The sequence below is a fragment of the Streptomyces davaonensis JCM 4913 genome, assembly GCF_000349325.1.
GTDB lineage: Bacteria > Actinomycetota > Actinomycetes > Streptomycetales > Streptomycetaceae > Streptomyces > Streptomyces davaonensis.
Genome location: NC_020504.1, coordinates 5,471,995 through 5,498,558, shown reverse-complemented (window position 1 = coordinate 5,498,558; position 26,564 = coordinate 5,471,995). Strand labels below are relative to the sequence as shown.

The 26,564-nt window shown below is 68.4% G+C and carries 17 protein-coding genes; 8 read left to right on the top strand and 9 right to left on the bottom strand.

Features of this window, described 5'->3' with window-relative positions; translation table 11 throughout:
- Positions 1 to 142: 142 nt before the first annotated feature.
- Both BN159_RS45335 and BN159_RS24385 read right to left on the bottom strand, forming a co-directional pair.
- Positions 143 to 706 (bottom strand): barstar family protein, encoded by a 564-nt coding sequence (locus BN159_RS45335; protein WP_015659661.1) that lies wholly within the window; start codon positions 704 to 706, stop codon positions 143 to 145.
- Positions 687 to 7,823 carry a polymorphic toxin-type HINT domain-containing protein gene (locus BN159_RS24385; RefSeq protein ID WP_015659660.1) on the bottom strand — a complete coding sequence of 2,379 codons (7,137 nt, stop codon included), beginning with the start codon at positions 7,821 to 7,823 and terminating at the stop codon, positions 687 to 689. Before BN159_RS24385 ends, BN159_RS45335 begins: the two co-directional genes overlap by 20 nt.
- Positions 7,824 to 8,319: 496 nt before the next feature.
- Here BN159_RS24385 and BN159_RS24380 point away from each other — a divergent pair, with 496 nt between their 5' ends.
- The 3 genes from BN159_RS24380 to BN159_RS24370 all read left to right on the top strand — a co-directional run bounded on the left by BN159_RS24380 (position 8,320) and on the right by BN159_RS24370 (position 13,307).
- Complete coding sequence (locus tag BN159_RS24380) at positions 8,320 to 11,793, top strand: DNRLRE domain-containing protein (protein ID WP_015659659.1); 3,474 nt, start codon at positions 8,320 to 8,322, stop codon at positions 11,791 to 11,793.
- A gap of 293 nt (positions 11,794 to 12,086) precedes the next feature.
- A complete protein-coding gene (locus BN159_RS24375) occupies positions 12,087 to 12,752 on the top strand; it encodes a DUF4097 family beta strand repeat-containing protein (RefSeq protein ID WP_015659658.1) in 666 nt (221 codons plus the stop codon).
- Between the two features lie 36 nt (positions 12,753 to 12,788).
- Positions 12,789 to 13,307, top strand: coding sequence for a GtrA family protein (locus BN159_RS24370; protein WP_015659657.1), 519 nt, complete (start codon positions 12,789 to 12,791; stop codon positions 13,305 to 13,307).
- Here BN159_RS24370 and BN159_RS24365 read toward each other — a convergent pair.
- Positions 13,304 to 13,501 (bottom strand): hypothetical protein, encoded by a 198-nt coding sequence (locus tag BN159_RS24365; protein WP_231905649.1) that lies wholly within the window; start codon positions 13,499 to 13,501, stop codon positions 13,304 to 13,306. The genes BN159_RS24370 and BN159_RS24365 overlap by 4 nt on opposite strands.
- 195 nt (positions 13,502 to 13,696) lie before the next feature.
- Here BN159_RS24365 and BN159_RS24360 point away from each other — a divergent pair, with 195 nt between their 5' ends.
- Positions 13,697 to 14,929: a PQQ-binding-like beta-propeller repeat protein gene (locus tag BN159_RS24360; RefSeq protein ID WP_015659655.1), complete on the top strand. Its 1,233-nt coding sequence runs from the start codon at positions 13,697 to 13,699 to the stop codon at positions 14,927 to 14,929.
- Positions 14,930 to 14,944: 15 nt separating this feature from the next.
- Here the strand turns inward: BN159_RS24360 and BN159_RS24355 are convergent, their stop codons facing one another.
- The 3 genes from BN159_RS24355 to BN159_RS24345 all read right to left on the bottom strand — a co-directional run bounded on the left by BN159_RS24355 (position 14,945) and on the right by BN159_RS24345 (position 20,204).
- Positions 14,945 to 15,886, bottom strand: a complete 942-nt coding sequence (locus BN159_RS24355; RefSeq protein ID WP_015659654.1) for an EamA family transporter — start codon at positions 15,884 to 15,886, stop codon at positions 14,945 to 14,947.
- A gap of 131 nt (positions 15,887 to 16,017) precedes the next feature.
- Complete coding sequence (locus BN159_RS24350; RefSeq protein ID WP_015659653.1) at positions 16,018 to 17,142, bottom strand: lipid II:glycine glycyltransferase FemX; 1,125 nt, start codon at positions 17,140 to 17,142, stop codon at positions 16,018 to 16,020.
- 137 nt (positions 17,143 to 17,279) lie between these two features.
- Positions 17,280 to 20,204, bottom strand: a complete 2,925-nt coding sequence (locus BN159_RS24345) for an FAD-binding and (Fe-S)-binding domain-containing protein (RefSeq protein ID WP_015659652.1) — start codon at positions 20,202 to 20,204, stop codon at positions 17,280 to 17,282.
- An 80-nt stretch (positions 20,205 to 20,284) separates the two neighbouring features.
- Between BN159_RS24345 and serC the strand changes: the two genes are divergently transcribed.
- A complete protein-coding gene (gene serC / locus BN159_RS24340; protein ID WP_015659651.1) occupies positions 20,285 to 21,403 on the top strand; it encodes a phosphoserine transaminase in 1,119 nt (372 codons plus the stop codon).
- 76 nt (positions 21,404 to 21,479) lie between these two features.
- Here the strand turns inward: serC and BN159_RS24335 are convergent, their stop codons facing one another.
- Together BN159_RS24335 and BN159_RS24330 are read right to left on the bottom strand one after the other, a co-directional pair.
- Positions 21,480 to 22,295: an ABC transporter permease gene (locus BN159_RS24335; RefSeq protein WP_015659650.1), complete on the bottom strand. Its 816-nt coding sequence runs from the start codon at positions 22,293 to 22,295 to the stop codon at positions 21,480 to 21,482.
- On the bottom strand, positions 22,292 to 23,263 hold the full coding sequence (locus tag BN159_RS24330) for a daunorubicin resistance protein DrrA family ABC transporter ATP-binding protein (protein WP_015659649.1): 972 nt from the start codon (positions 23,261 to 23,263) through the stop codon (positions 22,292 to 22,294). Before BN159_RS24330 ends, BN159_RS24335 begins: the two co-directional genes overlap by 4 nt.
- 88 nt (positions 23,264 to 23,351) lie before the next feature.
- Between BN159_RS24330 and BN159_RS24325 the strand changes: the two genes are divergently transcribed.
- Positions 23,352 to 24,122 (top strand): TetR/AcrR family transcriptional regulator, encoded by a 771-nt coding sequence (locus BN159_RS24325; RefSeq protein WP_015659648.1) that lies wholly within the window; start codon positions 23,352 to 23,354, stop codon positions 24,120 to 24,122.
- Here the strand turns inward: BN159_RS24325 and BN159_RS24320 are convergent.
- On the bottom strand, positions 24,119 to 25,102 hold the full coding sequence (locus BN159_RS24320; protein ID WP_041819793.1) for a hypothetical protein: 984 nt from the start codon (positions 25,100 to 25,102) through the stop codon (positions 24,119 to 24,121). The genes BN159_RS24325 and BN159_RS24320 overlap by 4 nt on opposite strands.
- A 99-nt stretch (positions 25,103 to 25,201) precedes the next feature.
- Here BN159_RS24320 and BN159_RS24315 point away from each other — a divergent pair, with 99 nt between their 5' ends.
- A complete protein-coding gene (locus tag BN159_RS24315) occupies positions 25,202 to 25,876 on the top strand; it encodes a GDSL-type esterase/lipase family protein (protein ID WP_041819789.1) in 675 nt (224 codons plus the stop codon).
- 97 nt (positions 25,877 to 25,973) lie between these two features.
- Positions 25,974 to 26,561 carry a Uma2 family endonuclease gene (locus BN159_RS24310; protein ID WP_015659645.1) on the top strand — a complete coding sequence of 196 codons (588 nt, stop codon included), beginning with the start codon at positions 25,974 to 25,976 and terminating at the stop codon, positions 26,559 to 26,561.
- Positions 26,562 to 26,564 lie beyond the last annotated feature (3 nt).

The following is a 26,564-nucleotide window of genomic DNA, read 5'->3' as shown; positions in this document are numbered from 1 at the left end:
GCCGCTCGCCAGCCAACTTGTTTCGCCAATCCGATCACCTGGCGAAACAATCCGAATGCCAGCTCCCCTTCCGGGCGAGACGACTACCCCAACGAAGATGCTCCCGCCGGTACGTACTGGCGGGAGCATCTTTGCAGAACGACTACGTCGCGTCCGCATCGCTCGGACCGTGCGAGGTTGGCCAGTTCCCGGGATACAGGTTGACAACCTTTCTCGGAATCACCGACCGGAAGAGCGAGATGGACTCAGTGATCGACTCCAGTTCATACAGGGATCGGAGGAATGCCCGAAAGTCCGATGCGCAAAAATTCGGGAGGCCATGAATCGCCAGCACGAGCGGCGCATCATCCGCCTCCACCACGTCAGCGAAGCAGTCAAGGAAAGCATCCCAATTCTCCCCATAATACTCCGGGAACTTGTACACCTTCCCGAGCATGATGAGGAAATCGTCTTCTGTAACGACATTGCCTGCATCGACCTCAAGAAATGCCACTCCTGAATCCCTGAATTCGTTTTGAATCCTCAGGTATTCATCATTTGAAATCAGATACGGGCGCTCGCCGATGTCCAGCTTCGCCGAACCCAGGTCTTCCCATCGAGCCAACCTGCGCCTGGCTGCTATGACATAAGGGTCGTCCGTGTCGGCGGGAGACGACCTCAGCAGCTCCCACTTCCCCCTCGCCCCGTCATTTGGCGTACCGGCCACAGCCGCACCCCTCTCGAATTGATACCCACGTACCTGGCTTGTAATGAGGCGTATACCAGACCTCACCCCGCGCCCCGATGACGATACGCCCCATTCCGCTTCGCCTTCCGCCGGGCTCGGTCGGCCAGACATCCATCTCGGTCCAGTAGCCGAAGGGCTTATCCCTTCCGCCGCCTGGAATATTGTGCCCTCGATACACGCCGACGTTATTCGGATCGGCACCGCCTTGCATAACGCCGACAGGGGGTTTACCTGTCTTGTCGTAAGAGTCGACGACACGCTGCACCTGCTCGTGCAGGTAGTCATCGATGCCTTCGAGATTCAGAGGGCAGTTGCTGTTGTGAACGAGTACCGGAGTCTGGCCCGCCAGCACATAGTACGTATGCAGGTCATCAACCGTCAGGTTGTACGTGCGCGCATGCCTGCTGAAAGCCCGGTTCCCGGTGACGATGACGGTGGTGCCCTCGTCGGTGAGGAGGGTCGTGCCCGGCTTCAGATCCGCCGCGTCGACCCAGCGTCGCTCCGACGGGGACCAGAACGGGTGCTCGTGTGTGGCTGTGAGCTTCTCGATGCCGTCCTCTGTGGCGATGGACAGCTCGTTGAAGTGCTTGTCGTCCTCGGTGACGATCAGGCGCGTGACCTTGCGCGGGCCCGTCTCGCTGGTCTTCGGGTCGGTGGCGAGGACTTCGTCCCCGACCTCGATGTCTTCGATGTCCTTGGTCTTGCCGTCGGCCATCAGGACGTCGGTGCCAGCGAGGAAGCACTTGGTGCACTTGCTCTTCCCGAGCCAGTCCTCGACCGCCTTGGCCCCCTTCTTGATCACCGAGTCGGGGACCAGCTTCAGGGCCTTGAGCCAGGGGAGGTCTGTTGCCGCGATGCCGCAGCTCTTTGCGCTCTCGCCGGAGAGGCAGCCCATCCAGTCCGAGGGATCGGGGAAGACGAGGGAGACGGCGACGTTGAAGAACGCCTTCTGCGCGGCGAAGTTGTACGGCTTGTACACCGTCTTCTTGCCGAGCGGTAGGTCACTGCCCACCTTGACGGTGCTGTGTACCTTGCCTTCCCCGTCGTAGACGTAGTGCGTGTTCTCGTAGTGGTACGACCAGGTGCCGTCACCGTTCGAGGTCAGATGGTCCTGATACGAGTCATCGCCGTTTGAGCAGCCCATCTCGCACTGGGTGATCGGCCTCAGGCCATCCGGGTCGCTGGTGCTGACCGGGCTGTTCTTCGCGTAGCTGTACCCGTTCATCTGGAGCGGGTCGGAGATGTCGATCAGCGGGTCGGCCGAGAGGAAGCGGCCCGAAGTCTGGTCGTACTCGCGCGCCCCGATATGCGTCAGCCCGGTGCCCGTGTCATCGATACCGACGCCCAAGTAGCTGCGCTTGTTCGGCCACGACGTCGGTTTCGTGCCCCGGAGTTCGCCGTACGGCTTGAAGGCCCGGCGGGTGACGAGTTGGCCGGTAGCCATTTCCACCGTCGTGTTCGCCGTGCCGAGGTGATCGGCGAGCAAGACGTTCAGCTTGTGGCCCGTGGTCGAGCCGTTGGTCGTCGTTCGGGTCACCACGGGGGCGCCGGCCTGGGTGTACGTGCGGGATGCCTTGGTGATGCTGCCCGTCGCGTTCGTCGTCAGCTCTGTCTCGCCCAGGTACAGGGTCGAGCCGCTCGGGGAGTTCTCCAGGAGGCGGTTGCCGTCGGCGTCGTAGACGTAGGTCGTCTTCGTGCCGTCGTCCGTGATCGAGTCAAGCTTGTTCTCTTGGTTCCAGACCAGGTTCTGCGTGGTGTTGTACAGGTCCCGAACTGTGGTGTTGCCTGTCGCGTCGTAGGCGTAGGAGCTGCCCTTGCCCGACGGTGTGGAGCTGATCCACGTCATCGTGTGTGGCTGCGTCTTGTACGGCGGCGTGGTGCCGTTCGCGGGGACCGTCTTGCCGTGGCCGTAATTGAACGTGACGTTCTTCGTCGCGTCCGCCGTGTCGTGATCGGTCATCGTGGCGCGGTTGCCGATCCAGTCGTAGGTGAACGACTGGCGGTAGGCGGTTTCGCCCGTGGAGACGGTCGTCGGGTCCGGGGCCGCTGCCGACAGCGTCGACGACAGCGAGGAATCGGGGGCCGTGACGTCCGTGGCCTCGTCCGGCGCGTCGGCGACCGGGCCCGATGAGGGCGCATAGTCCGTGCGGTAGCCCCAACTCGTGCCGCCCGCTGTCTTACAGCCCGCGCCTTGTCCGTCCGGCGTGACGCTCGATGTCCAGGCATGGGTCAGCTCGCCCATGACGTCGTAGGTGAAGCACTGCGTGTCCCACGTCGTCCCGGCCGCGTCGGACGACGCGCGGGCGTTGGAGGTGATCGTGCCGGAGAAGTCGTAGGAGTAGTAGCTGTCCGCGATGCGGTTCGGGCCCGCCGTCTCGCGGTCGGTGATCGTGCGCTGGAGGGTGCCGGTGTGGGGGTTGACGAAGTTCGTCGTCCATACGCGGTAGGGCTGGGCGCCTGAGACCGTGCGCAGTACCTCGCCGTACGGCGAGTACGTGGCGTCCGCCGTGTACCAGGTCTGGCCCGAGGTCGATTCGGGCAGGCCGTCGCCGTTGTAGCGGGTGACGACCTTCTCGCTTGCCAGGCCACCCTTCGCGGGCAGCGTGACCGACTGGGGCCTGCCAGTGGGCGTGTACGTGTAGGTATACGCGTACGTGCCGGACAGGCCCGTGGTCATCGAGTTCGGTGGGATCACCGTCTCGCTGCCGGTGACGTGATACTCGGCGTCGTAGCCGGTGACGCGGTTGACGTAGTCGCCGTCCGCGGTGTGCCGGACCGAGGAGGTCGGCTTGCCGAGTCCGCCGGACGCGTCGTCGTAGGTGTACGACTTCACCGGACTCGCGGTCGCAGAGCCCTGGCGCACGTACCTCACCCGGCCGAGCAGGTCGTACTCCGTGAAGGTCTCCTGCTGGAGGGCGTCCGTGGTGTGGTTGGGGCGGTCGGCCTCGTCGTACGACGTCTCGGTCTTGCCGGTGTCGGGGTCGGTGGCGGAGCTCACCCGGCCGCGGGTGTCGTAGATGTAGGACCAGATGTTGCCCGCGGGGTCGGTGACCTTGTTGTGGTAGCCCCGGGCGTCGTACTCGTACGCCGTGGTGCGTCCGGTGTCGCCGCTCGACCTGCTGTAGTGCTTGACGGAGGTGACGCGGCCCAGGGCGTCGAAGTAGGTGCGGGTCTTGGGCGTCGTGGAGCCGGGCGGATCCGACTCGGTGTAGATCTCGCTGTGGGTCGTGAAGGAGGCGTACTTGTACTTGTCACCGTGGTAGACCGAGGCGCGGTACTGGCGTTCCAGGCCGTCGTAGTAGTTCTTGGTGAGGCTCGGTATCAGTGAACGGGATCTGGGCTGGAACAGGTCCGTGGCCGGTTCGCCCTTGGCCAGGTATCCACCGGTCTTCTCGCGGACGAGTCCGTGGTCGTTGTAAGTCGTGTCCACGATGATCCGGCCGGGACCGTGGGCCTCGGTCTGGGTCTGGGCCTCGCGTTGCAGACCGTCGTAGAGGGTCACCGTGCGGGCGTAGGTGCCGTCGTCCTTGAGGGTCTGGAGCGTCACCGAGGCGGGGCGGTTGACCCTGGAGGTGGCCACGGCCGGCTGGTAGGAGATCTGCACGCTCGGCGACTGGCCGGCGGACGAGCGGGACGGGGACCAGCCCTTCACCAGGCGGCCGAGGGCGTCGTACTCGTTGCGCGTCACGCGCCCGTTGGGGTCGGTGACGGTCAGGGGCAGGCCGCGTCCGGGGTCGAACGTCGTCTTGGTGGTGTGTCCCTTGGCGTTGAGTGACTTCACCTCGGTGAGCGGACCGCCTGCGTCACCGGGGGTGTACTGCGTTTCGGTGGTGCCTGATCCGGGGGCTGTGATGGTGCGTACCCGGCCCAGCGGGTCGTAGCTGGTGGCGATGGTGTGGGAGTGCGCGGTGCCGGTGCCGTTGATCTCGGCCCTGGATGTGACGAGACCCTTGGTCGGGGCGGCGCCGTAGCTGAGGTTGTCGTAGGTGTTGCGCACTGACGACTTCAGCTGGGTGGCCGGGTCCGCGGTGTCCTGGACGGCACAGCTGGTGCCCGTGACGCGCTCTTCCTTGGGCAGACCGATGAGCCAGTCGGTGGTGTTGTGGACGTACGAGGTGGTCGTGCAGGTCCGGTCGGAGAGGGTCTCGGCGGTGCCGCTGGGCTTGACCACGGACGTCTCGACCTGAAGGGGCAGTCCATATGTGTCGTCGACGGCGGTCGTGGTGCGCACACCGCGCCAACTGGAGCCGACCGCCTGGATCTCATCCGTGCGCTTGACGCCGACCCGGTGGGCGAGCAGCGGCTCGCCCACCGTGGCGTCCTCGTTCTCGCGGGCACGGCTGGCGGTCTGCTTGGAGTAGGGAAAGCTCAGATGGCGCTTGAGGAGCTTGCCGTCGGAGTCGACGTAGGTCAGGGTCTCGGCGGCCATGCCCGCGAACTGCGGTGCGTCGTCGGCGATGAGGGTGTGGGCACCCGTGGTGTCCTTCACTTCGCCGCCCACGCCCTGGAAGTAGCGCGTGACGGTGAAGGACTGGCTGTTCTTCATGCTCGTCGTGGACGTGGACCTCGCGCCCTTGCGAACGGAGACCTGTCGGTAGCCCTTCCAGTCGCTGTAGGTGCGCAGTGCCGGCCGCGTGAACTCGTCGTCGCTCTTGGCCCAGGCCGTGCCGTCGTACTCGTACATGGTGGTGACGGGCGTGCCGTGCGCGGTGACCTTGTCGGTCTCGGTCACCGACGACACGACGTATTTGTTGAACCATGCTTTCTTGGGCGTTCGCTGGTCTCCGTCAGGGGACCAACGGACCGGGTAGCACGTGCCGTTGCTCCTGCCCTTGTCCTCGGCCGGCTCGACGGCGCAGCCGCCGGTGTACTCGACCTGGATGTCGCCGCCGTATTCGGTGGAGACGGTGCCGATGCGGGGGCGGGTGAAGCCGGGGCGCTGGTCGGTCTTGCTTCTGGGCACAAGGTTGGGCAGTTGCCGGTCCATGAGTCGGTCGCGCAGCGGTGATCCGGTACCCACGGTGTACGCGGCGAAGCTGACGCCGTATTCGGACTGGATCGTGCCGGTGGTGTCGCCGGGGGCGTAGCCGGTGCGGGTGATGGAGTTCAGCCACAGGCCGGGCGAGGTGTCGTACCAGTCCTCGGGGAAGGACTGGCGCAGCGTGTAAGTGTCGACGGGGTCAAGGCCGGTCTGTCCGGCCCGTGCAGCCTTGGTGGTCACCGAGTCCAGGCGCAGTTGGGTCCAGAACGACGGGAACGCCGGGCAGAGCTTGGAGGTGGACTTGCAGTTGAGGTTGCCGGGGGTGTCCCACCAAGGGCGGTACGCGCCGGGGTCGTCGGTCTTGGCGAAGTTCGCCGCGTCGCATGCCGTGTCCGACTTCAGGCAGCGCTGCTTGACGTTGAATTCGATCGTCGCGGACGGCTTGGTCAGCCCGCTGGGGCGCATGCCGTACTCGATGGACGTCGGGTAGGCGTGCCGGTCGTACTGCTCGGGCGACTTGAACTTCTTGCGCGGGGCGTAGTAGTTCGTCTCCTGCTTCCAGTTGACGATCATCGTGTTGCCGTGGACGTCGACGACCTTGTCCAGGCCCCAGCGCCATGCCTGCTGCTTGCCCGCACCGCAGCGCGAGTCGGCGAAGGCGCTCGCGTGGCACGGCTCACCCGGGTGGTTGCCGAAGACCGGAACCGTGGAGACGGAATCGGTGTCGGCATGACCGCCGCCCACCTGGTGCTGGCCGAAGTAGTAGCTCGTGCCGTCCCTTCCGGTGACGACCCAGTACTCGCCGTTGTTGTCGCCGTTGACCGCACCCACCCGGTGCTCGACGCGGGTGCCGTCGTCCCGTTGCGGGCGGTAGAGCTCGGTGGCGGTCTCGGGGTTGGTGTTGGAGGTGGGCTCGCGGACCAGCTCGGTGGTCTGGCCGTTGAGGGACATCACCGCGTTGGCCGACGCCCAGCACAGGTCGGACGTCTTGTCCTTCGCCGCCGTGTTGTTGGGCGTCCCGGAGGTCAGTGTCTTGCGGTCGTCCTTGCAAGTGCGGTAGCGGCGCTCGATGAAGCCGACGTCGTAGCTCCAACCCTCGCCGATCCAGGAGGACTGGGGGGAAGAGACGGCGGTACGGCCGTCCACCGTCTGGGAGTTGTACTCGAAGGAGATCTTGGGCGCGGGGCCCGCGGGCGGTGCCGGTACGGTCAGTGGGTACGACCAGGTGAAGGCGCCGGAGGAGCCTCCCGCCGCCCACTTGCCGTTGGACGCGAGTGAGGTCGCCTTGAAACTGCCGCTGCCGACTCCGGAGTCGAGGGCGCCGACGACCGCGGTGTCACCGGTGGCGGCCGGGGTCACGGACGTGGAAGTGCGGTAGGCCGCCTGGACGACGCCCGTCCCGGCATCGGGCTGCGAGGGCGCGGAGGCCGGGGTCACCGTGCCGTCCGCGGCGGGGTCCACCGTCGCGGTGAGGGACTTGGACTCCGGGTCGTTCTCGGTCTCCAACTCCTCATAGGTCTGGCACGCCTCGTCGTCCGGCGTGGTCAGGTAGCACTCCGGGAACTGCACGAAGGTCAACCGGGACGCCCAGTCGGCGCCGTACAGGCTCTCGAACTTGGCGTAGTCGAGCTTGACGGAGACCGGCACCGCACCCGTGGCGGGAGCCCGCACCACCATCAGGGCGCCGTCGATCCCCTGGCCTGCCGCGGAGGCCCGGTCCGGAATGGTCACGTCCCAAGTGCCCGTCGGCGTCGGCTGGTCGGGGGCCTGGCCGAGGCTGACGGGCAGGGATCCCACAGGGCTGAGCGCAACCTGTTGGGCCGTGGTCCGGGTCGATGCGGGCGTGGTCGTCGACCCGAAGGTGACCGAGCCGCTCACGTTGGAGGGCGGCGTCACTGTGCCGGCTTCCGGTGCGACCTGATCCTTGGGGATCTGCCCCCTCAGCGTCTCCAAATGACGGCTGAGAACCTTCATGCCGGGCACCGGCACGTCTCGCTTGAGGGCCTCAAGGGTCAACGACTCCCGGCCGGTCTCCTCCTTCGCAGGATCCGGGGGCAGCGCGAGCGACTGCGCGGGCAGCAACCCCACCAGCAGTGCAGCCGCGATGACCGACACGGCAATACGCGCGGGTCGAGGATTGCGGGCGTACGGAAGTCGACCGAACACAGCGAGGTCCCCCGGACCACTTGAAGCGGGACCGGCAACGGACCACGCATGACGACGTATCAGACCATGAAGATTCTGTGATCACGTTGTGACGGAATGCCAGAGACGATGGGGTGATGTGATGATCATCACGGTGCGCAATGATTCGTAACGGGAAGTGATGTGCGGAATCCGTCACACCGCTCGAGAGCGCTTCACATCTGAACTGGTCGCACCTTTCTCGCTTTTCGGGATCGCCGGGCATGTATCCGCACACCAGGCGCTGCGATTTGCCGAGAATGCCGGACATACGCACGACGGAGAAGAACTCGGAAGTCATCAACTAGCAAGGGCAACGGAGTTCCTCGCACCTCACACGCAACCTCGGCACAGGGTGACGACAGGTTCCTCATGAGTCATCATCGGCTGGCCCGAGGGGGAACGAGGGGGAAGGGGAATCCGCCCGATGACGCGCAACTGGCGCCGTGCGCCCAGCCGTCGGGCCGGCGCGGCGATGCTCGCCACCGTGCTCGCCGTGACCGGAGTCGTCTACGCCGGAGTCGGCCTGGACGGCGACGACCGGACGGACAGCAGCGGCAGTGAGCAGCGTGCGAAGCCGGTGACCGAGACTGCCGCTCAGACGCGCGCGGCACGAAGCGGCAAGAACGTCGAAGTCACCGCCGCCCGCACCGCCCGCTCCACGACCTGGGCTCGACCCGACGGCGGCATGGTGAAGGAGCTGCACTCCTCGCCCATCCGCGCCAAGGTGGGCGGTGCGTGGAAGCCCATCGACGCGAGTCTGCGTCACACCAAGGACGGCTGGGAGCCCAGGGCCACCAACACCCGCATGGTGTTCTCCGACGGATCGGGCGGACGGGACGAGCAACGCGCCTCTCGCACGTCGGTGCGGCGGGTCTCCCTCGTGCAGCAGGCCGAGGCGGACACCGGTACTCCGCTGGTCACGCTGTACGTCGACGGCGGAGCACACGCGGTCCAGCTCACCTGGCCGGGCCCCGTCCCGACCCCGATCATCGACGGCAACCGCGCGCTGTACCCGGAAATCTTTCCCGGCGGCGACCTGGTGCTCACTGCCAATGACGACGGCTTCGGCCAGCTGGTGGTCCTCAAGAACCGTACGGCGGCCGCCGATCCGCACGTGCAGCAGCTGGTCTATGGCCTCAACTCCTCCACCCTGACGTTCCGGTTGGACCCCCTCTCCGGCATCGTCAGCGCGCTGGACCCCAACGGTGACGAGCAGGCGGTGTCACCGACCCCGCTCATGTGGGACAGCAGCGGGACCCCCGCCGTCACCGATGGCACCGTGGGGGCGACCGCTCAGCCGACCGCGCCCGAGGCACCCGATACCAGCAGCCCCTCTCCCACGGACAGCACCGAACCGAGCCCGAGCGAGGAAGAACTGCCCGTCGAAACGGACGAGCAGAGCGACACCGACGTAGAGGATCTGCCGTCCGCGAGCGACGGTCCCGAGCCCACCGTGTCGGATTCCCCGCTTCCCTCGGCGCCGCCCGAGCCGACCCCGGAGCCTTCGCAGACCGGTGCGGCCTCGACACTGAGCCTGGCCTCCCTCAACGGGCCGTCCCCCGACTCCCGGGGTGACCTCGTCGAGGCCGACCTGGGTGCGGGAGAGTGGACGCTCACCCCCGACCAGGACTTCCTGGCCGATCCGGCGACGACGTACCCGGTGTTCATCGACCCCGCGTTCACCAAGCACACCCAGGACTGGACCACGGCCTACGACCGTCACCCCAAGGCCACCTTCTTCAACGGCAAGGACTTCAACAAGGGCGGCACGCACGAGGCCCGCGTCGGGTTCGAGTCGGACACCTGGGGCACCTCCCGCTCGTTCTTCAACATCAGCTTCGACCCGGACCTCAAGGGCACGAAGATCACCAAGGCGAAGCTGACGGTGCTGGAGCGCTACGCCTGGTCTTGCAGCCCGCGCAGCGTCAGCGTGCACCTCACCGGGGCGATCAACTCCCACACCAACTGGGACAACGCCCCCAGGCTTCACGACGGCAACAAGCTGGCCACCAAGAGCTTCGCCCACGGCTACAAGTCCAGTTGTGGCGATGACTACGAGTCGTTCGACGTGAAGAAGGGTGCCCAGGAGGCGGCCGACGAGGGCGAGGATCTCATCACGTTCGGCATGCGCGCCCGCGACGAGAACTCCCAGTACGCCTGGAAGAAGTTCCAGGCCAACGGTGACTTCGGGCCCACCCTGCGGCTGGAGTACAACCGAAAGCCCGCGATCGTCTCCAACTCTCTGGACCTCGGTCCGGACGGCAAGTGCACCACCACCAAGCCGTACGTCCGCATGGGTTCCGGCGATCTCACCTTCACCGCCAAGGCCACGGACAAGGACAAGAACCTCGACTACTTCGACTTCGACCTCTGGGAGCTGCATCAGTGGAAGACCACTGGTGACCTGCTCGGGTCTACCGGCAAGAAGTACGTTGCCAACGGCAGCGGCGAAGCCCTGGTGACGACTTCGGGGTTCGCCACCAGCAAGCTCAAGAGCGGCGCCACGTACTCCTGGCGGGTCCGGGCGGTCGACGACGCGGAGAGTTCGTCGGGCTACTACCCGAAGAAGGCGCCGTGCCGGTTCGTTCTGGACACCACCGCGCCGAGGCCTCCCAAGGTCACCTCGACCGACTACCCGAATGCTGACGCCAGCGAGGACGGCTTCGGCAGCGGCGCCGAGGACGCCATCTGGAGCGCCAAGAAGTTCGGCACGCCCGGTTCCTTCACGTTCCGCGCCGTCAACACGGACGTCAAGCGCTACGAGTACGGCTTCAACTCGCCCTCCTACACGGGCTCCGTCAGCCGGGTGCCCGGATCCGCCACCACGGTGACCGCCACCATCAATGACGCCAAGCCGCCGAGCGCCGGCCCCAACGTGCTGTACGTGCGGACCGTCGACACCTCCGACAACGTCTCGGAACCGACGAAGTACCTCTTCTACGTCACCCCTCGCGACCAGGCCGATACCTCAGGCGACTTCACCGGCGACAAACTCCCCGACATGATGGTCGTCACCGCGGCCGGAAACCTCGCGCTCTACCCCTCCCAGTCGGACACGGCGCTCACCAAGGGAACTGGCGACCTGGACTTCTCCATGCCCGGCGCCTACCGAGCCAACCCGGACAAGGACCCCAACGGGGACGACCTCCCGCCTTATGTCGCTGCATCGAGCGGCCACTTCAAGGGTGCGCTCATCACGCACAACGGCGACATCACCGGTGGCGACGGCCTCCAGGACCTCGTCGTCCGCGTCAGCGGCAAACTGTGGGTCTATCCCGGCGACGGATACGGCGCCGTCAACACCGACAAGCGCCAGGAAATCCTCCTGCCCGACAGCGCACCCAGTCCCGCGAGCTTCACGCAGATCGTGGCCGCAGGCGACATCACCGGCGACGGCCGCACCGACTTCCTCGCGACCGTCGACAACGGCACCGACGACGAATTGTGGGCCTTCACCGGCTACCACGGCGCCACCGTCGACCAGGCGATCCGGCTGATCGCCTCCTCCTGGGAGGACCGGGACATCGTCAGCGTCCAGGACGTCTCCGGAGACGGCATCGCCGACCTTCTCTTCCGCAGCGACGTCTCCGGCAGGCTGCTGCTGCGCAAGGGCATCGCGGCATCGAGCGGCGGCGTCGACCCCAACTCACTCGCCACCGCGGCCAATTCATCCGGCGGCGCGGACCACGAGTACGCCGCCTCCGGCTGGACCCGCAGCGCCGTGCCCATGCTGGTCGGTATCCCGGACACCAACGGGGATGCGATCCCCGACATCTGGGCGATTCGGGCCGATGGCTCCGTCGGGTTCTATGCGGGTGGCAGGACCGGCCTCAGCGGGAACCCGGTTCAGGTCTACGGCGCCCACGACTTCTGGCTGACACGCATCGCCATCGGATGAGGTCAAGGGGTTGGCCCGCCTCCCCACGGAGGCGAGCCGCCGCCTAGAGTCGCTCGCTCCCTCTGAGGGCCGTCCACTTCCTTGAAGTGGGCGGCCCTCAGTGCGTTCACGCCCATCTCATTGCAATGAACAGTCGACCTTCGTTGCATTGAATCACAAACCATTGCAACGATTTTCCTGCATTCACCTGCGGTGATGCGTTCCATGCGCAACAACCTTGTTGCCGGAACCTCGAACGCAACGTAGCTTTTCCTTCATCGGAAAAAGCGACAACGCAACCGCAGGAGCTCACGATGCAGAAGTTCGACACCCCCTCCTCCATCTCCACCGTCCTGAACATCCCCGCCGGCCGTATCCAGCTCATCGCCGCCGACCGCACCGACACCACCGTTGAGATCCGCCCCGCCGACCCGTCCAAGAACCGTGACGTGAAGGCGGCCAAGCAGGTCGAGGTCAGCTACGGCGAAGGCGTGCTGAAGATCGAGATGCCGGAGGGCAACAACCGCCTCCTCGGGCCGAGCGGGTCCGTCGAGGTCACCGTCCAGTTGCCTGCCGGCTCCGCCGTCCAGGCGACCACCGCCGCCGCCGAACTGCGCGGTGTCGGGCGCCTCGGTGACGTCACCTACGACAGCGCCCAGGGCCCGGTCAAGCTCGACGAGGCCGCCACCGTCCAACTCACCCTCGCCGACGGTGACATCAGCGTCGGCCGGCTCAACGGGCCCGCCGAACTCCGCACCCAGCGCGGCAACCTCCGTATCGCCGAGGCCGCCACCGGCACCGTCACCCTGCGCACCGAGCAGGGCGACATCACCCTCGGCGCCGCGCGTGGCGTCTCCGCCGCGCTGGACGCCGGGACCGGATACGGCCGGATCAGCAACTCGCTGAAGAACAACGGCGAAACCGGTCTCACTTTCCGCGCCACCACCAGCTACGGCGACATCACCGCCGCCAGCCTCTGAACGACGCCCCACCCACCACCTGGAAAGGACGCCGCCATGAAGTCGCCGCTCTCCTCTTCGACACGTTCAGCGAAGTCCGAGGCGGCGACTCAGGCCGGCCCTGGCCCGGTCGCCTCCTTCGTACGGTTCGTGGTTCTCGGGGGCGGCGTCGGAATCGTCTCCAGCGTCGCCGTGGCGCTGCTGGCTGCGGCGCTGCCGTGGGTGGTCGCGAACGCGCTGATCACCATCGCCTCCACCCTCCTCTGCACCGAACTGCACGCCCGCTTCACCTTCGGCAAGGGCCGTCGCGCCGGATGGCGGGAGCACTGGCAGTCGGCGGGTTCGGCCACCGCCGCCTACCTGGCCACCAGCCTCGCCGTCACGGTCCTGCACCTGGTACAGCCCACCGCCGGAATGCTGACCGAACAAATCGTCTACCTCAGCGCCTCCGCCCTCGCCGGAGTCGCCCGCTTCCTGGTCCTGCGCCTCTGCGTCTTCGCCACCCGCCCCGCGAAGCAGCAGACGCAGCAGACGCAGCAGTCCACCCGGACCGCGCCCGTCATGCTCGCCGCCTAGTGGTCCCTGCGTCCCCCCTGTCGGCGTGCGCGCCGTGTCATGACGACACCGGGGATGGCGAGGGCCAGCAGGACCGGGATCGCGGCGACGATCCCGAACCAGAGAAAGAGTGCGAGATATCCGTAGGCGGAGTTGTCCGCGTCCGCCTCCGCCAGAACCAGGAGAACGATGCTGATGACGAACGCGACTGCCATAAGGCTTGCGACGATGATCGCGAGCCGGACGAGAAGGCCTGACATAAGGCCCAGTTCTACGCGATCAACGTACTGGCTGTTTCACAGTGTTGTCCCTGTCGAGTCCCGAGGTGACGGTTGCCGTCGGACGGCGGTTACCGTTCCCCACCGCAGGACCCACTCCACTGCTCGCACTACTCCACGGGGGATCACGGCATGTCGAGGAATCACAACAGCTCGGACGAGAGGCCCGACCGGCGACGGGTGTTGCGGCTGGCCGGGGGCTCGCTCGCGCTGGCGGCGCTGGGGGTCGGAGCCGTCGGCTGCCGTGAGGAGGACGCGGTCGTCGGCGACGGCTCCGAGACGCCGGCCGGCCGCACCCCGTCCAAGGGGGCCGCGACCGAGGACGGACAGGCGCCCAAGCCGCTGTGGACGAAGTCGACCTCGGCGCAGACCTACGGGGACAACGACGAACTCGTGGCCACGGCCGGCGTCGTCATAGCCACCGGTGACCCGCTCACCGGCCTCGACGCGGCGACCGGCAAGGAGCGGTGGTCCCAGGAGGACGGGGCGACACCCGGTGCGCCGCTCCTGCTCGGCAACGGCACGCTGTACCTGGCCAGCGGCATGTACGACGGGACGGTCCGCGGGTACGACCCGGCCTCGGGCAAGGAGACCTGGCGCAGCCACCTGGGCAAGGAGTACCGGCAGCCCAAGCCGGTCGCGGTGGACGAGAAGCAGGTGTACGTCATCGCCGAGGTCCTCGAGGACGACTACTCGTCCCACACCAACGTGATCGCCGCGCTCAACAGCAGCACGGGCAAGGTGGCGTGGAAGGAGCAGCGGGACCTCGGCACTCGGGAAAACGGTGTGCACGCCGTCGTGCAGGGCCGTTTCCTCGTCTACACCGACTTCAAGAAGAACCTCACGGTGCGCGACACCGCCACCGGCCAGCAGGTGTGGACGCAGAAGACGGAGCTGACGAACTGGGGCTTCTTCGCCGTGCACGAGGGCCTGGTGATCATCCCGCAGCGCGAGAAGCTCCAGGCCTTCAACCTCTCCGACGGGACCGAGAAGTGGTCCCTGGAGACCCAGAAGTACACCTCGTTCAAGGCGCCGGCCGTCCTGGAGGACGTGCTCTACGTCGCGGACAGCAGCACAACGCTCTGGGCCGTGGATCCACAGACCGGCAAGGAGATCTGGCAGTCCAAGTCCCTGGCCGACGCGGAGGTCCAGGAGCCCCAGCAGTTCGTCAAGGCGGGCAGCACCCTCTACGCCGCCACCGACCTCGACAAACAGGGCGGCGTACACGCCATCGACGCCAAGACCGGCAACCTGCTCTGGACGTTCAACGACAAGTCCGGCGACTACCACTCCTGGCTGGTGGCCACGGACGGCAAGCACGTCTTCGCCCTGCACGGCGAGCAGTTGCACGCTCTGCCCGCATAGGACGTACGGCAGCCGTCAGGCCTCGGGTGCCACGCCCGGGGCCTTTGCCTTGCCTCGGCCCACCTGGGTGCGGACCGCTCCCATGCTTGCCGCGATGACCAGGGCGATGGCCAGGGCCTCGGTGGTGGAGAGGGCCTGGTCGAGGATGAGGAAGCCTGCTGTTGCCGCGATGGCGGGTTCCAGGGACATGAGGATGGCGAAGGTGGACGCGGGGAGGCGGCGCAGCGCCAGGAGTTCGAGGGTGTACGGGAGCACCGAGGAGAGGATCGCCACCGCCGCGCCCAGGGCGATCGTCACCGGGTCCAGAAGCTTTGTGCCCGACTCCACCACGCCCAGGGGCAGGAACAGCACCGCCGCCACCGCCATGGCCAGCGCCAGACCGTCGGCCTGGGGGAAGCGGCGGCCCGTGCGGGCGCTGAAGACGATGTACGCCGCCCACATCGCACCCGCGCTCAGGGCGAAGGCGACACCCGCCACGTCCAGGCTGCTGAAGCCGCCCCCGCCCAGGAGGAAGACGCCCGCCAGGGCCAGACCGGCCCAGACCAGATTGATCGCTCTGCGCGACGCCAGGACCGACAGCGCCAGCGGGCCCAGCACCTCCAGCGTCACTGCCGTGCCCAGCGGGATGCGGGCCACCGACTGGTAGAAGAGGCCGTTCATCGCGGCCATGGTGATGCCGAAGACCACGACCGTCCCCCAGTCCGTGCGGGAGTGGCCGCGCAGGCGGGGGCGGCAGACCACGAGCAGGACCAGCGCCGCCACCAGCAGCCGTAGCGTCACCACGCCCAGTGCGCCCGCCCTCGGCATCAGGCTCACCGCGAGCGCGCCGCCGAACTGCACCGAGATCCCGCCGGCGAAGACCAGGCCGACCGGACCGAGCGAGCCCCAGCGGCGCGGCGCGCCGACCGGCACGGAAGCGGCGGCAGGGGCGGAGACGGCGGTGTCGGGGGTGCTCACTGGCGGTCCTGGGGCTCGGGTTCGTGCATCACGATGTACTTCCGAGTTCAGGGTAATGGACTCAGTCAGGTGTGTGAACCCGTTTAGGAGCTGTCCCACGGAGTGAGAAGCGCGCCCAGGCGTCAAAGAGGTCAGCGGCGCGCCATGTACAGGTCCAGCGCCTTGTGCAGCAGGCGGTTCAGCGGGAAGTCCCACTCGCCCAGGTACTCCACGGCCTGACCGCCCGTGCCGACCTTGAAGCGGAGCAGGCCGAGGAGGTGGTTGGAGTCCTGGAGGGTGTCGGTGATGCCGCGCAGGTCGTAGACGGCGGCGCCGAGATCGTGCGCATCGCACATCATGCGCCACTGCATCGCGTTGTTCGGCTGCACCTCGCGCTTACGGCTGGTGGAGGCGCCGTAGGAGTACCACACATGCTCTCCGACGGTGATCATGGTGGCCGCCGACAGTACGTCGCCCTCGTGGTGGGCGAGGTACAGCCGCATACGGTCGGGGTCCTCGGCGTTCAGCGCGCTCCACATCCGCTGGAAGTACGGCAGCGGGCGCGGGAGGAACCTGTCCCGCTCGGCCGTCTCCGCGTACAGGTCGTAGAAGGCCGAGAGGTCCTCGTAGCCTCCGCGCACCACCTTCACGCCCGCCTTCTCGGCCTTCTTGATGTTGCGCCGCCACTGCTGGTTCAGGCCGCGGTGGATGTCCTCCAGCGGCCGTCCGGCGAAGGGCACCTGGAAGACGTAGCGCGGCTGCCCGGCCGCGAAGCCGTCCTCGCCGCCCGGCTCGGTCTGCTGCCAGCCCATGCGGCGCAGCCGGTCCGCGATGTCGAAGGCCCGCGGCTCGTACGACGTCGCCTCCGCGTCCCGCAGCCGCAGCGCCGCCGGGTCGGCGATGGCCGCCTTCACGGCCTCGGCGCTCCAGCGCCGCAGCACCACCGGCGGGCCCATCTTCACCGAGAAGGCACCCCGCGTCTTCAGATACCCGAGCATCGGCTCCAGCCACCGCTCGGCCAGGTCCGGAGCGTCCCAGTCGATCACCGGGCCCTCGGGCAGATAGGCGAGGTACTTCTTCAGCTTCGGCAGCGGGCGGAAGAGCACCAGGCCCGCGCCCACCAGCCGCCCCTCCTCATCGATCCAGCCCAGGCTCTCCGCCCGCCAGTCCGGCTTCACATCGCCCCAGGACGGGACCTGCATATGGCTGGCGGAAGCCCGCGCCGCGACGAACGCCAGGTGCTGCTCACGGCTGATGGACTGAAGGCGCAGGGGCATGGTCGAGGCTCCTTGGGTTGCTGATCTTGCTCAGGCTAGACGGTCAGCTCCGCCCGCCCCCGGCTAGTCTTCTTCGCCCCCGCCGCCCTTACCCGTCCCATCCCTGGGGACTCAGCCCCCAGACCCCCGATCGGCCCTTAAGGGGCCTCGTCCTCAAACGCCGGACGGGCTGAAAATCGCCCCGCCTCATCCCCATCCCCCAGCCCCTCCGCCAGCACCTCCGCCAGATGCCGCCCCCGCACCCCCGCCAACTGCTCCAGCTGGGTCCGGCAGGAGAAGCCGTCCGCCAGGACCACCGCGTCCTCGCCCGCCGCACGCACCGCGGGCAGCAACTGCTCTTCGGCGCACGCCTTCGACACCTCGAAGTGCCCTTTCTCGAAGCCGAAGTTCCCGGCGAGGCCGCAGCAGCCGCCCGTCAGGTCGCCGGAGAGGCGAGCGGCTTGACGCAGTCGGCGGTCGGCGGTGTCGCCCAGGACCGCGTGCTGGTGGCAGTGGGTCTGGCCGGTGATCGGGCGGTCCAGAAGGGGTGGATTCCACTCCGGGGCCAGTCGCTCCAGCGTCTCCGCGAAGGTCAGAACCCTTGCCGCCAGAGCACCCGCGCGGGGGTCGTCGTGCAGCAGCTCCGGCAGGTCCATGCGCAGGGCTGCCGCGCAACTCGGCTCCAGGACCGTCACATACGCATCCGTTGCCAGTACCGGCTCCAGGAGGTCCAGCGTCCGGCGCAGGACCGTGCGGGCGCGGTCCAACTGGCCCGTGGAGACGTACGTCAGGCCGCAACAGACCCGGCTCCGGCGCGCGAAGAGCAAGGACGCCGCCGATCGCGTACGGCCGTCCCCCACCGGCCGCCCCCGCAGCCGCAGCGTCGGTGGCAACGCCACCCGCAAGCCCGCCGCCTCCAGCACCCGTACCGCCGAACGGCCCACCGCGGGCGAGAGATGCTCGGTGAAGGTGTCCGGCCACAGGATCACCAGAGGGCCATCGGCAGCACCCCTCGGAGCCCTCCTCCGCCACCAGCGGCTGAACGTCTCCCCCGCCACCCGCGGGATCTCCCGCTCCGCCGCGATCCCGCCCAGCCGCTTGCCCAGGGACGCCAACACCCTCACGGAAGCAAGGGCGTTGACCATCCCCGCCGCCCTCGCCGCCGCAACCCACCGCAGCCACACCGGCAGCCACCCCATCGAGTAGTGGGCGGCCGGGCGGCGGCGTCCGGCGTAGTGGTGGTGCAGGAACTCCGCCTTGTACGTGGCCATGTCGACGCCGACCGGGCAGTCCGAGCGGCAGCCCTTGCAGGACAGGCACAGGTCGAGCGCGTCGCGGACCTCCGGGGAGCGCCAGCCGTCGGTCACCACCTCGCCCGCGAGCATCTCGTGCAGCAGACGAGCGCGCCCGCGCGTGGAGTGCTCCTCCTCGCCCGTCGCGCGGAAGGAGGGGCACATGACGGCGGGGCCGGTCGCCGAGGTCGTACGGCATTTGGCCACGCCTACGCAGCGGCGGACGGCTGCGGAGAAGTCGCCGCCGTCCGCGGGGTAGCCGAAGGCCACGTCCACCGGCTCGCGCGGGAGGACCGAGAAGCGGAGGTTCGCGTCGAGGGGGGCCGGGCGGACCAGCATGCCCGGGTTCAGCAGGTCGTCCGGGTCCCATGCCGCCTTGGCCCGCTCGAACAGGCCCACCAACTCCGAGCCGTACATCCTCGGGAGCAGCTCCGCCCGTGCCTGTCCGTCCCCGTGCTCCCCGGACAGCGAGCCGCCGTGGGCCACGACCAGATCGGCCAGTTCCTCGGAGAAGCGCCGGAAGCGGCCGACGCCCGCCGACGTGAGCAGGTCGAAGTCGATCCGGACGTGGATGCAGCCGTCCCCGAAGTGGCCGTACGGCGTGCCGCGCAGCCCGTGTGCGGTCAGCAGGGCGCGGAAGTCCCGCAGATACGGGCCGAGCCGGGCGGGCGGCACCGCGCAGTCCTCCCAGCCGGGCCAGGCCTCGCTGCCGTCCGGCATCCGGGTCGCCGTACCGCTGGCGTCCTCGCGGATCCGCCACAGGGCGCGCTGTCCGGCCGGGTCGGTGACGACGAGAGCGTCCACGACATCGGCGGCCCGCACGATCTCCTCCGCACGCGCGCGTGCCTCCGCGGCCGACTCCCCGCCCGTCTCCACGAACAGCCAGGCACCGCCCCCGGGCAGCGCGACCGCCGAGGGCACGAGGTCGGCGGCCATGCCCTCCACCGTGAGCGGGCCGTACGGCAGCAGCCCGGCCGCGGCTTCGGCGGCGGCGCCCTCGTCGACGTAGCCGAGGACCGCGAGGGCACGCGCGCGTGGCGCGGCCACCAGGTCCACGACCGCCTCGGTCAGCACCCCGAGCGTGCCCTCGGAGCCGCAGAAGGAGCGGGCCACGTCGGCGCCGTTCTCCGGGAGCAGCGCGTCCAGCGCGTATCCGGAGATACGGCGCGGCAGTTCCGGATATCCGGTCCGCAGCAGCGCCAGCTCGCCCTCCACCAGCGCCCGCAGCCCCTCCGGTGCCCCGGCCCAGCCCCTGCCCGGCCGCAGCCGACGCCCCCGCGCGGTGACGACGTCCAGCTCACGCACGCTGTCCGCGGTCGTCCCCCAGGCCACCGAGTGCGAGCCGCAGGAGTTGTTCCCGATCATCCCGCCGAGCGTGCAGCGGCTGTGGGTGGAGGGGTCGGGGCCGAAACGGAGTCCGTGCGGGGCGGCGGCCTCCTGGAGCCGGTCGAGCACGAGGCCGGGCTGGACGACGGCGGTGCGCGACGAGGGGTCGAGGGAGAGGAGACGGTTCATGTGGCGGGTGAAGTCCAGGACTACACCCGTTCCTGTCGCCTGCCCGGCGATCGAGGTGCCGCCTCCGCGCGGGACCACCGGCACGCCATGGGTACGGCAGACCTGGAGCACCGCGGCCACGTCGTCGGCATCACACGGGGCGACGACACCCAGGGGGACACGGCGGTAGTTGGAGGCGTCCATGGTGACGAGCGCCCGCGCGGTGGCGCCGAAACCGACGTCACCTCGAACAGATTTGCGCAGATCAGCCTCTAGATCCGTCCCCGGGTTCGTCATGCGTCCAGCAAACCAAACCCGCGTCTCAGCCGACGGACTACATTTCGCCCAGGTTTCCCCCAGCGGCTAATCTCACCTCCGTGGCTGAGATCCAGATTCCCGCTGACATCAAGCCCGCCGACGGTCGTTTCGGCGCGGGCCCCTCCAAGGTGCGGACGGAAGCGCTGGACGCGCTGGCCGCGACCGGTACGTCCCTCCTCGGTACCTCCCACCGCCAGGCTCCGGTGAAGAACCTGGTCGGTCAGGTGCGCGAGGGCATCTCCGAGCTGTTCTCCCTGCCCGAGGGGTACGAGGTCGTCCTCGGCAACGGCGGCTCCACCGCGTTCTGGGACGTCGCGACGCACGGCCTGATCGAGAACAAGTCGCAGCACCTGAACTTCGGCGAGTTCAGCTCGAAGTTCGCCAAGGCGTCCAAGCTCGCGCCGTGGCTGGCCGAGCCGACCGTCATCGCCAGCGACCCGGGCACCCACCCGGAGCCCCAGGCCGAGGCGGGCGTGGACGTGTACGCGTTCACGCACAACGAGACCTCCACCGGTGTCGCCATGCCGATCAAGCGCGTGGCCGGTGCCGACGAGGGCTCCCTGGTCCTGGTCGACGCCACCTCCGGCGCCGGCGGTCTGCCCGTGGACATCGCCGAGACGGACGTCTACTACTTCGCCCCGCAGAAGTCCTTCGCCTCCGACGGCGGCCTGTGGATCGGCGTCTTCTCCCCGGCCGCCATCGAGCGCGCCGAGCGGGTGCACGCCTCCGGCCGTCACGTCCCGGAGTTCTTCTCGCTGCCCACGGCGATCGACAACTCCCGCAAGAACCAGACGTACAACACCCCGGCCCTCGCCACCCTCTTCCTGCTCAACCAGCAGCTGGAGTGGATCAACGGCCAGGGCGGGCTCGCCTGGTCCACGGCCCGGACGAAGGACTCCTCGACCCGGCTGTACGGCTGGGCGGAGGAGAGCAAGTACGCGACGCCGTTCGTCACCGACGCGGCCAAGCGTTCGCAGGTCATCGGCACGATCGACTTCTCGGACGAGATCGACGCCGCCGCCGTCGCCAAGGCGCTGCGCGCCAACGGCATCGTCGACACCGAGCCCTACCGCAAGCTCGGCCGCAACCAGCTGCGCATCGCGATGTTCCCGGCGATCGACCCGGCGGACGTCGAGGCGCTGACGAAGTGCGTCGACTACGTGATCGAGAAGCTGTAAGCAGCTTCCGTACGACGACGAAGGGCGCCCACGCGAAGTGGGCGCCCTTTTGTGTCCGACCAGCTGTCACCGGCTCTCACCGGCCGAGCTTCTGGAACCTCCGTACCGCCAGCGGCAGGAAGATCGCCGTCAGGACGATCGGCCAGACGCCCGCCATCAGCAGGGCGTGGTTCTCGACCCAGGAGTCGCCGCCGCCGACCGGGGTGCCGAACAGGTCGCGGGTGGCCGCCGCGGTGGAGGAGATCGGGTTCCAGGCCGCGACCCAGCCCAGCCAGTCGGGCATCAGCTGCGGCGCGACGAAGATGCTGGAGATCATCGTCAGCGGGAACGCGACCGCGAACAGGCCGCCCGCCGCCTCCGGGTTGGGGACCAGGAGACCGAGCCACACCCCGATCCAGATCAGCGCGAACCGCAGCCACAGCAGCAGCCCGAAGGCGGCCAGGAAGCCGAAGCCGCCGTCCGGGCGCCAGCCCATGGCGACCGCGGTGAGCATCATGATCGCCAACTCGGCGCAGGCGGCGAGGAGATCGGTCACCCCGCGTCCGGCGACCACCGCGGCGGAGGCCATCGGCATCGAGCGGAACCGGTCGATGACGCCCTTGGTGGCGTCGTAGACGACCAGGGTCGCGGTGTTGATGAAGCCGAAGGCCATGGTCATCACGAACATGCCCGGCATCAGGAAGTCCTTGTAGTCCCCGCCGCCCGGCACCGTCATCGCGCTGCCGAAGACATAGCCGTAGAGCAGGACGGACAGGATGGGGAAGCCCAACTGCCAGGCGATGTTGATCGGTTGGCGCTGGTAGTGGGTGAGGCCGCGGCGGACGATGTTCCAGACGTCGGAGAGCACCCAGTACGCCCTGCTGTGCCCCGCGTCGAACTCCACAGTGCTCATGCCGCCGTCTCCTTCTCGGTGCGCTCGGTGCGGTGTCCGGTCAGGCGCAGGAAGACGTCGTCGAGGCTCGGCCTGCGCAGTCCGATGTCCTCCACCGGGACGCCCTCGTCCTGGAGGGTGCGCGCCACCTCGGTGAGCGCGCCGACCCGGTCGGTGACGGGGGCGTGCACCCGCAACTCGGCCTCGTCCGCCTCGGGTTCGCCGTCGGAGACCCGGGAGACGACCTTGACCACCCGGGGGATGTCGGACCGCTCGGCGACGACGACCTCGACCCGGTCCCCGCCGACGCGGTTCTTCAGCCCGTCCGGGGAGTCGTCGGCGATGGACCGCCCCTGGTCGATGACGGTGATGCGCGAGGCCAGCTTGTCGGCCTCCTCCAGATACTGCGTGGTCAGCAGCACGGTGGTGCCGCTCGCCACCAACGCCCGTACCGATTCCCAGACTTCGCCCCGGCTGCGGGGGTCGAGTCCGGTCGTCGGCTCGTCGAGGAAGAGGACGGACGGGGCGAGGATCATCGACGCGGCGAGGTCCAGGCGACGGCGCATACCGCCGCTGTACTTGCCCACGCCCTTCTCGGCGGCGTCGGTGAGGTCGAACTGCTCCAGCAGCTCGGCGGCGCGGGCCTTGGCGCGCCGGCCGCCGAGGTGGAACAGCCGGCCGAACATCTCCAGGTTCTGCCGCCCGGTGAGCACCTCGTCCACGGCGGCGTACTGCCCGGTGAGCCCGATCCGGGCCCGGACCTCCCTCGGCTGCCGGGCGACGTCGAGCCCGGCCACGGTGGCGTGTCCGCCGTCCAGCCTCAGCAGCGTGGACAGGATGCGCACGGCGGTGGTCTTGCCCGCGCCGTTCGGGCCGAGCAGTCCGTGCACGGTGCCCTCGCGGACGGCGAGGTCGAAGCCGTCGAGGGCGCGCTTGTCGCCGTAGCGCTTCTCCAGGGCCTCGGCCCGTACGGCGTATCCGTCGCTCATGGGTCCCCCTTCTCGGTAACTGAGTACACCGTACCCGATTGCGCGTACGGCGTACTCAGTTTTTCGGCGAGGACCTAAACTCAGCACCATGACAAGCGGCAAGGACGGTACGGAGACCAGTGGCAGCGGGGACATCGCCCGCACCATGGAGCTGCTGTGGGACACCGGCCGGCGCCCCAGCCGCGGCCCCAAGCCGACCCTGAGCCTCGACCGGATCGTGGAAGCCGCCGTCCGAGTGGCGGACGGCGAAGGACTGGACGCGCTCTCCATGCGCCGGGTCGCCGCCGAACTCGGCACCGGCACCATGTCGCTGTACCGCTACGTCCCCGGCAAGGGCGAGCTACTGGACCTGATGCTGGACCGCGTCCAGCGCCCCTCGGAGAACCCGGCCGATCTCGGCGACGGCAGCTGGCGCTCCGCCCTGGAGGCGCTGGCCCGCGCGACCCTCGCGCTCTACCGCCGCCACCCCTGGCTGCTGCACGTCAACCAGTCCCGCCCGCTCCTCGGCCCGAGCGCCCTGGACGGCATGGAGAAGATCCTCGCCCGGATCAAGCCGATGGGCCTGAGCGACCCGGAGACGGTCTCGGCCATCATCATGATCGACGGCTACGTCGTGGGCGCCGCCCGCACCCAGCTGTACCAGGAGGAGGCGGAGCGACGGACGGGCCTGACCGACACGGAGTTCTGGCAGGCGCAGACACCCATGCTGGAGAAGGTCATGACACCCGACCGCTACCCGCTGCTGTCCGCCCTGCACGAGGACACGTGGGGCCCCGGCTTCGACCACTTCGAGTTCGGCTTGCAGCGGATCCTGGACGGGCTGGAGGTACTGGTCGCGGAGCGCCGCGCGCAGGACTAGCGGCTACGGCGTCGTAGGCGGCTGGCGCCGAAGAGGGCGGCCAGGACGGCGGCGACCGCGATGGCCCCCGTCCTGACATTGCCGTCGCCCCCGCCGGACCCGCCGTTGCCGGCGGCCGCGGAACTCCCCTCCCCCGACGACGAATCCGAGCCTGACGACCCGCCGCTGTCCGGCGCGTCCTCCGGTTCCACCGAACTCTCCGAGCCCTCGGCGCCGTACATGAGCCTGCTGCCGTCGGCGGTGTAGGTGACGGACTCGCCCTGACCGAGGAACGGCACGCTCAGCCGGCCGGTCTTCTTGATGTCGCCGCCGTTCCAGTCGTAGGCGAAGGCGCCGAAGTAGCTGCGGACGACGAGCTTGCGGCCGTCCGGGGAGAGGGTGGCGTCGGTGGCCTGGAGGTTGTCGATGCGGGCGATGGGCTTGAAGACATTCGTGCCCGAGGCGGAGAGCTCGGCGGGCCCCTCGAAGAGCTGCCCGCCCTCCTCCTTCTTGTCGGCGATGTAGACGCGCCCGGTCTTGGGATGCACGACGAGCGACTCGGCGTCCCGCGCCCCGCCCTGGTACTGCACGACGTACTGCGTGGCCCGGATCGTCTGGTCCCGCAGCTCCTTGGGCTCGGGAAGCCGGTAGATCCAGACATGCGGCCACGTGCCGCCGAGGTTGTCGCCGATGTCGCCGACCCAGAGCTCGTTGTCCGGACCGACGGAGATGGCCTCGACGTCGCGCGGGGTGCCGACGCCGGTCAGGGTGATCGTCGCGACGGTCTCGCCGGTGGCGCTGTCGACGGCGTAGAGATAGGCGCCGTCGTCGCTGTCGTTGTGGGTCCAGTAGATGCCCGGGTGCTGGCGGGAGGCGGCGAGGCCGCTGGACTCGGTGATGCGCGGGTCCTCGATGGTGAAGCCGTCGTCGGCATGGGCGGCGGGCACGGCGAACGCACCCATCAGCAGGGCGGCGGCGAGTACGGCGAAGGGTCGGCGCATGCCGTCAAGCCTGCCATCCCGCCCGGAGTTCGGCGGGGCGTGTCCGGCCTCACACCGCACCGGCTCCCACCCGCCCCACCGATCGTCCATCATGAGCGGATGCTCAGGTTCATGCCCGTCGGTGACTCCCAGACGATCGGAAGCGCGGGCGAACACACCTGGCGCTACCGGCTGTGGCAGCACCTGCGCGATACGTACGGCGGCCCCTTCACGCTGGTCGGCCCGCGCCAGGAGCTGTACGACAAGGCGACGGACACGGCGACGTCGTACGAGTACGCCGACCCCGACTTCCCCCGCTCCCACCTGGCCGGCTGGGGCGAGGGCTGGCTCCACATGGCGCCCCTGATCGGGGAGGCGACCCGTTCCTGCCGCGCGGATGTCCTCCTGGTCGCCCTGGGCCTGATCGACCTGGGCTTCTACACGAACGCCGAGCAGACGGCGGAGAACGTACGCCGCTTCATCTCGAACGCCCGCGAGGCCAACCCGCGCATCCGCATGGCGGTGTTGCCGGTCATCCCGAACATCCGCGCCGTGGACGAGCCGGACTTCGGCGAGCAGGTGACCCTCTTCAACGAACTCCTGGCGAAGTCGGTGGCCGACCTGGACGAGCCCCGGTCACCGCTCCTGCTGGCGTCGCCGCCGGTGTCGTACGACATCAACCTCGACACGTATGACGGAACGCACCCGAACGCGAGCGGCGAGGAGAAGGTCGCGGGGGCGTTTGCGGAGGCGATGTGGCAGGGGTGGGGAATCGGACAGGCGTACGCGGCCTGAACAGGTTGACCGAAATCCGGCGTCTCCTGAGTGTTGTGCCTATCGTTGTACTGCGCGGCTGCACCTGCGTGAGGGGTGGCCGGGGAGGAGCGCCACGATGACCGTCCTTCAAGACAGGATCGCGATGGCCGAGAGCGACGACAGGGTCTGGCTCGACGAGATGTTCGAGCGGCTCGAGAAAATGCCCGTCCCCGAGGGATACAAGGTTGAGATCGTCGAGGGGGCCATCTTCATGTCGCCGCAGCGGGACACGCACTGGGAGATCATCCTGGACATCGTCGAGCAACTGCGCACCAAGTACCCACGCAGGCGCGTGAAGTCGGACGTCCGCGTCGACTACCCGGGCCATCTCAACGGCTTCGCCTCCGACGTGACACTCGTCAAGGAGGACGCCGAGAAGGACCCCAGGGGTCTGTGGAACTGCGAGGACGTCGAGTTCGTGGCCGAGGTCATCTCGAAAGGGACAGCACACAACGACTACGAACCGAAGAAGACCGCCTACGCCGTCGCCGAAGTCCCTGTCTACCTCATCGTCGACCCCTACCAGCGCAAGTGCCACCTCTACACCCTGCCCAAGGACGGCGAGTACATCGCCCGACTCTCCATCAGCTTCGGCTCGGACCTCGACATGACCACCACCCCCCTCGGCCTCACCCTGAAAACCGATGAGTTCCCCCGCGACTGACTG

Bases quoted from the DNA above. Each gene is read 5' to 3' on its own strand.
- BN159_RS24380 (WP_015659659.1), top strand. From the start codon at position 8,320: ATGACGCGCAACTGGCGCCGTGCGCCCAGCCGTCGGGCCGGCGCGGCG.
- BN159_RS24375 (WP_015659658.1), top strand. From the start codon at position 12,087: ATGCAGAAGTTCGACACCCCCTCCTCCATCTCCACCGTCCTGAACATC.
- BN159_RS24370 (WP_015659657.1), top strand. From the start codon at position 12,789: ATGAAGTCGCCGCTCTCCTCTTCGACACGTTCAGCGAAGTCCGAGGCG.
- BN159_RS24365 (WP_231905649.1), bottom strand. From the start codon at position 13,501: ATGGCAGTCGCGTTCGTCATCAGCATCGTTCTCCTGGTTCTGGCGGAG.
- BN159_RS24360 (WP_015659655.1), top strand. From the start codon at position 13,697: ATGTCGAGGAATCACAACAGCTCGGACGAGAGGCCCGACCGGCGACGG.
- BN159_RS24350 (WP_015659653.1), bottom strand. From the start codon at position 17,142: ATGCCCCTGCGCCTTCAGTCCATCAGCCGTGAGCAGCACCTGGCGTTC.
- BN159_RS24345 (WP_015659652.1), bottom strand. From the start codon at position 20,204: ATGACGAACCCGGGGACGGATCTAGAGGCTGATCTGCGCAAATCTGTT.
- BN159_RS24335 (WP_015659650.1), bottom strand. From the start codon at position 22,295: ATGAGCACTGTGGAGTTCGACGCGGGGCACAGCAGGGCGTACTGGGTG.
- BN159_RS24330 (WP_015659649.1), bottom strand. From the start codon at position 23,263: ATGAGCGACGGATACGCCGTACGGGCCGAGGCCCTGGAGAAGCGCTAC.
- BN159_RS24325 (WP_015659648.1), top strand. From the start codon at position 23,352: ATGACAAGCGGCAAGGACGGTACGGAGACCAGTGGCAGCGGGGACATC.
- BN159_RS24320 (WP_041819793.1), bottom strand. From the start codon at position 25,102: ATGCGCCGACCCTTCGCCGTACTCGCCGCCGCCCTGCTGATGGGTGCG.
- BN159_RS24315 (WP_041819789.1), top strand. From the start codon at position 25,202: ATGCTCAGGTTCATGCCCGTCGGTGACTCCCAGACGATCGGAAGCGCG.
- BN159_RS24310 (WP_015659645.1), top strand. From the start codon at position 25,974: ATGACCGTCCTTCAAGACAGGATCGCGATGGCCGAGAGCGACGACAGG.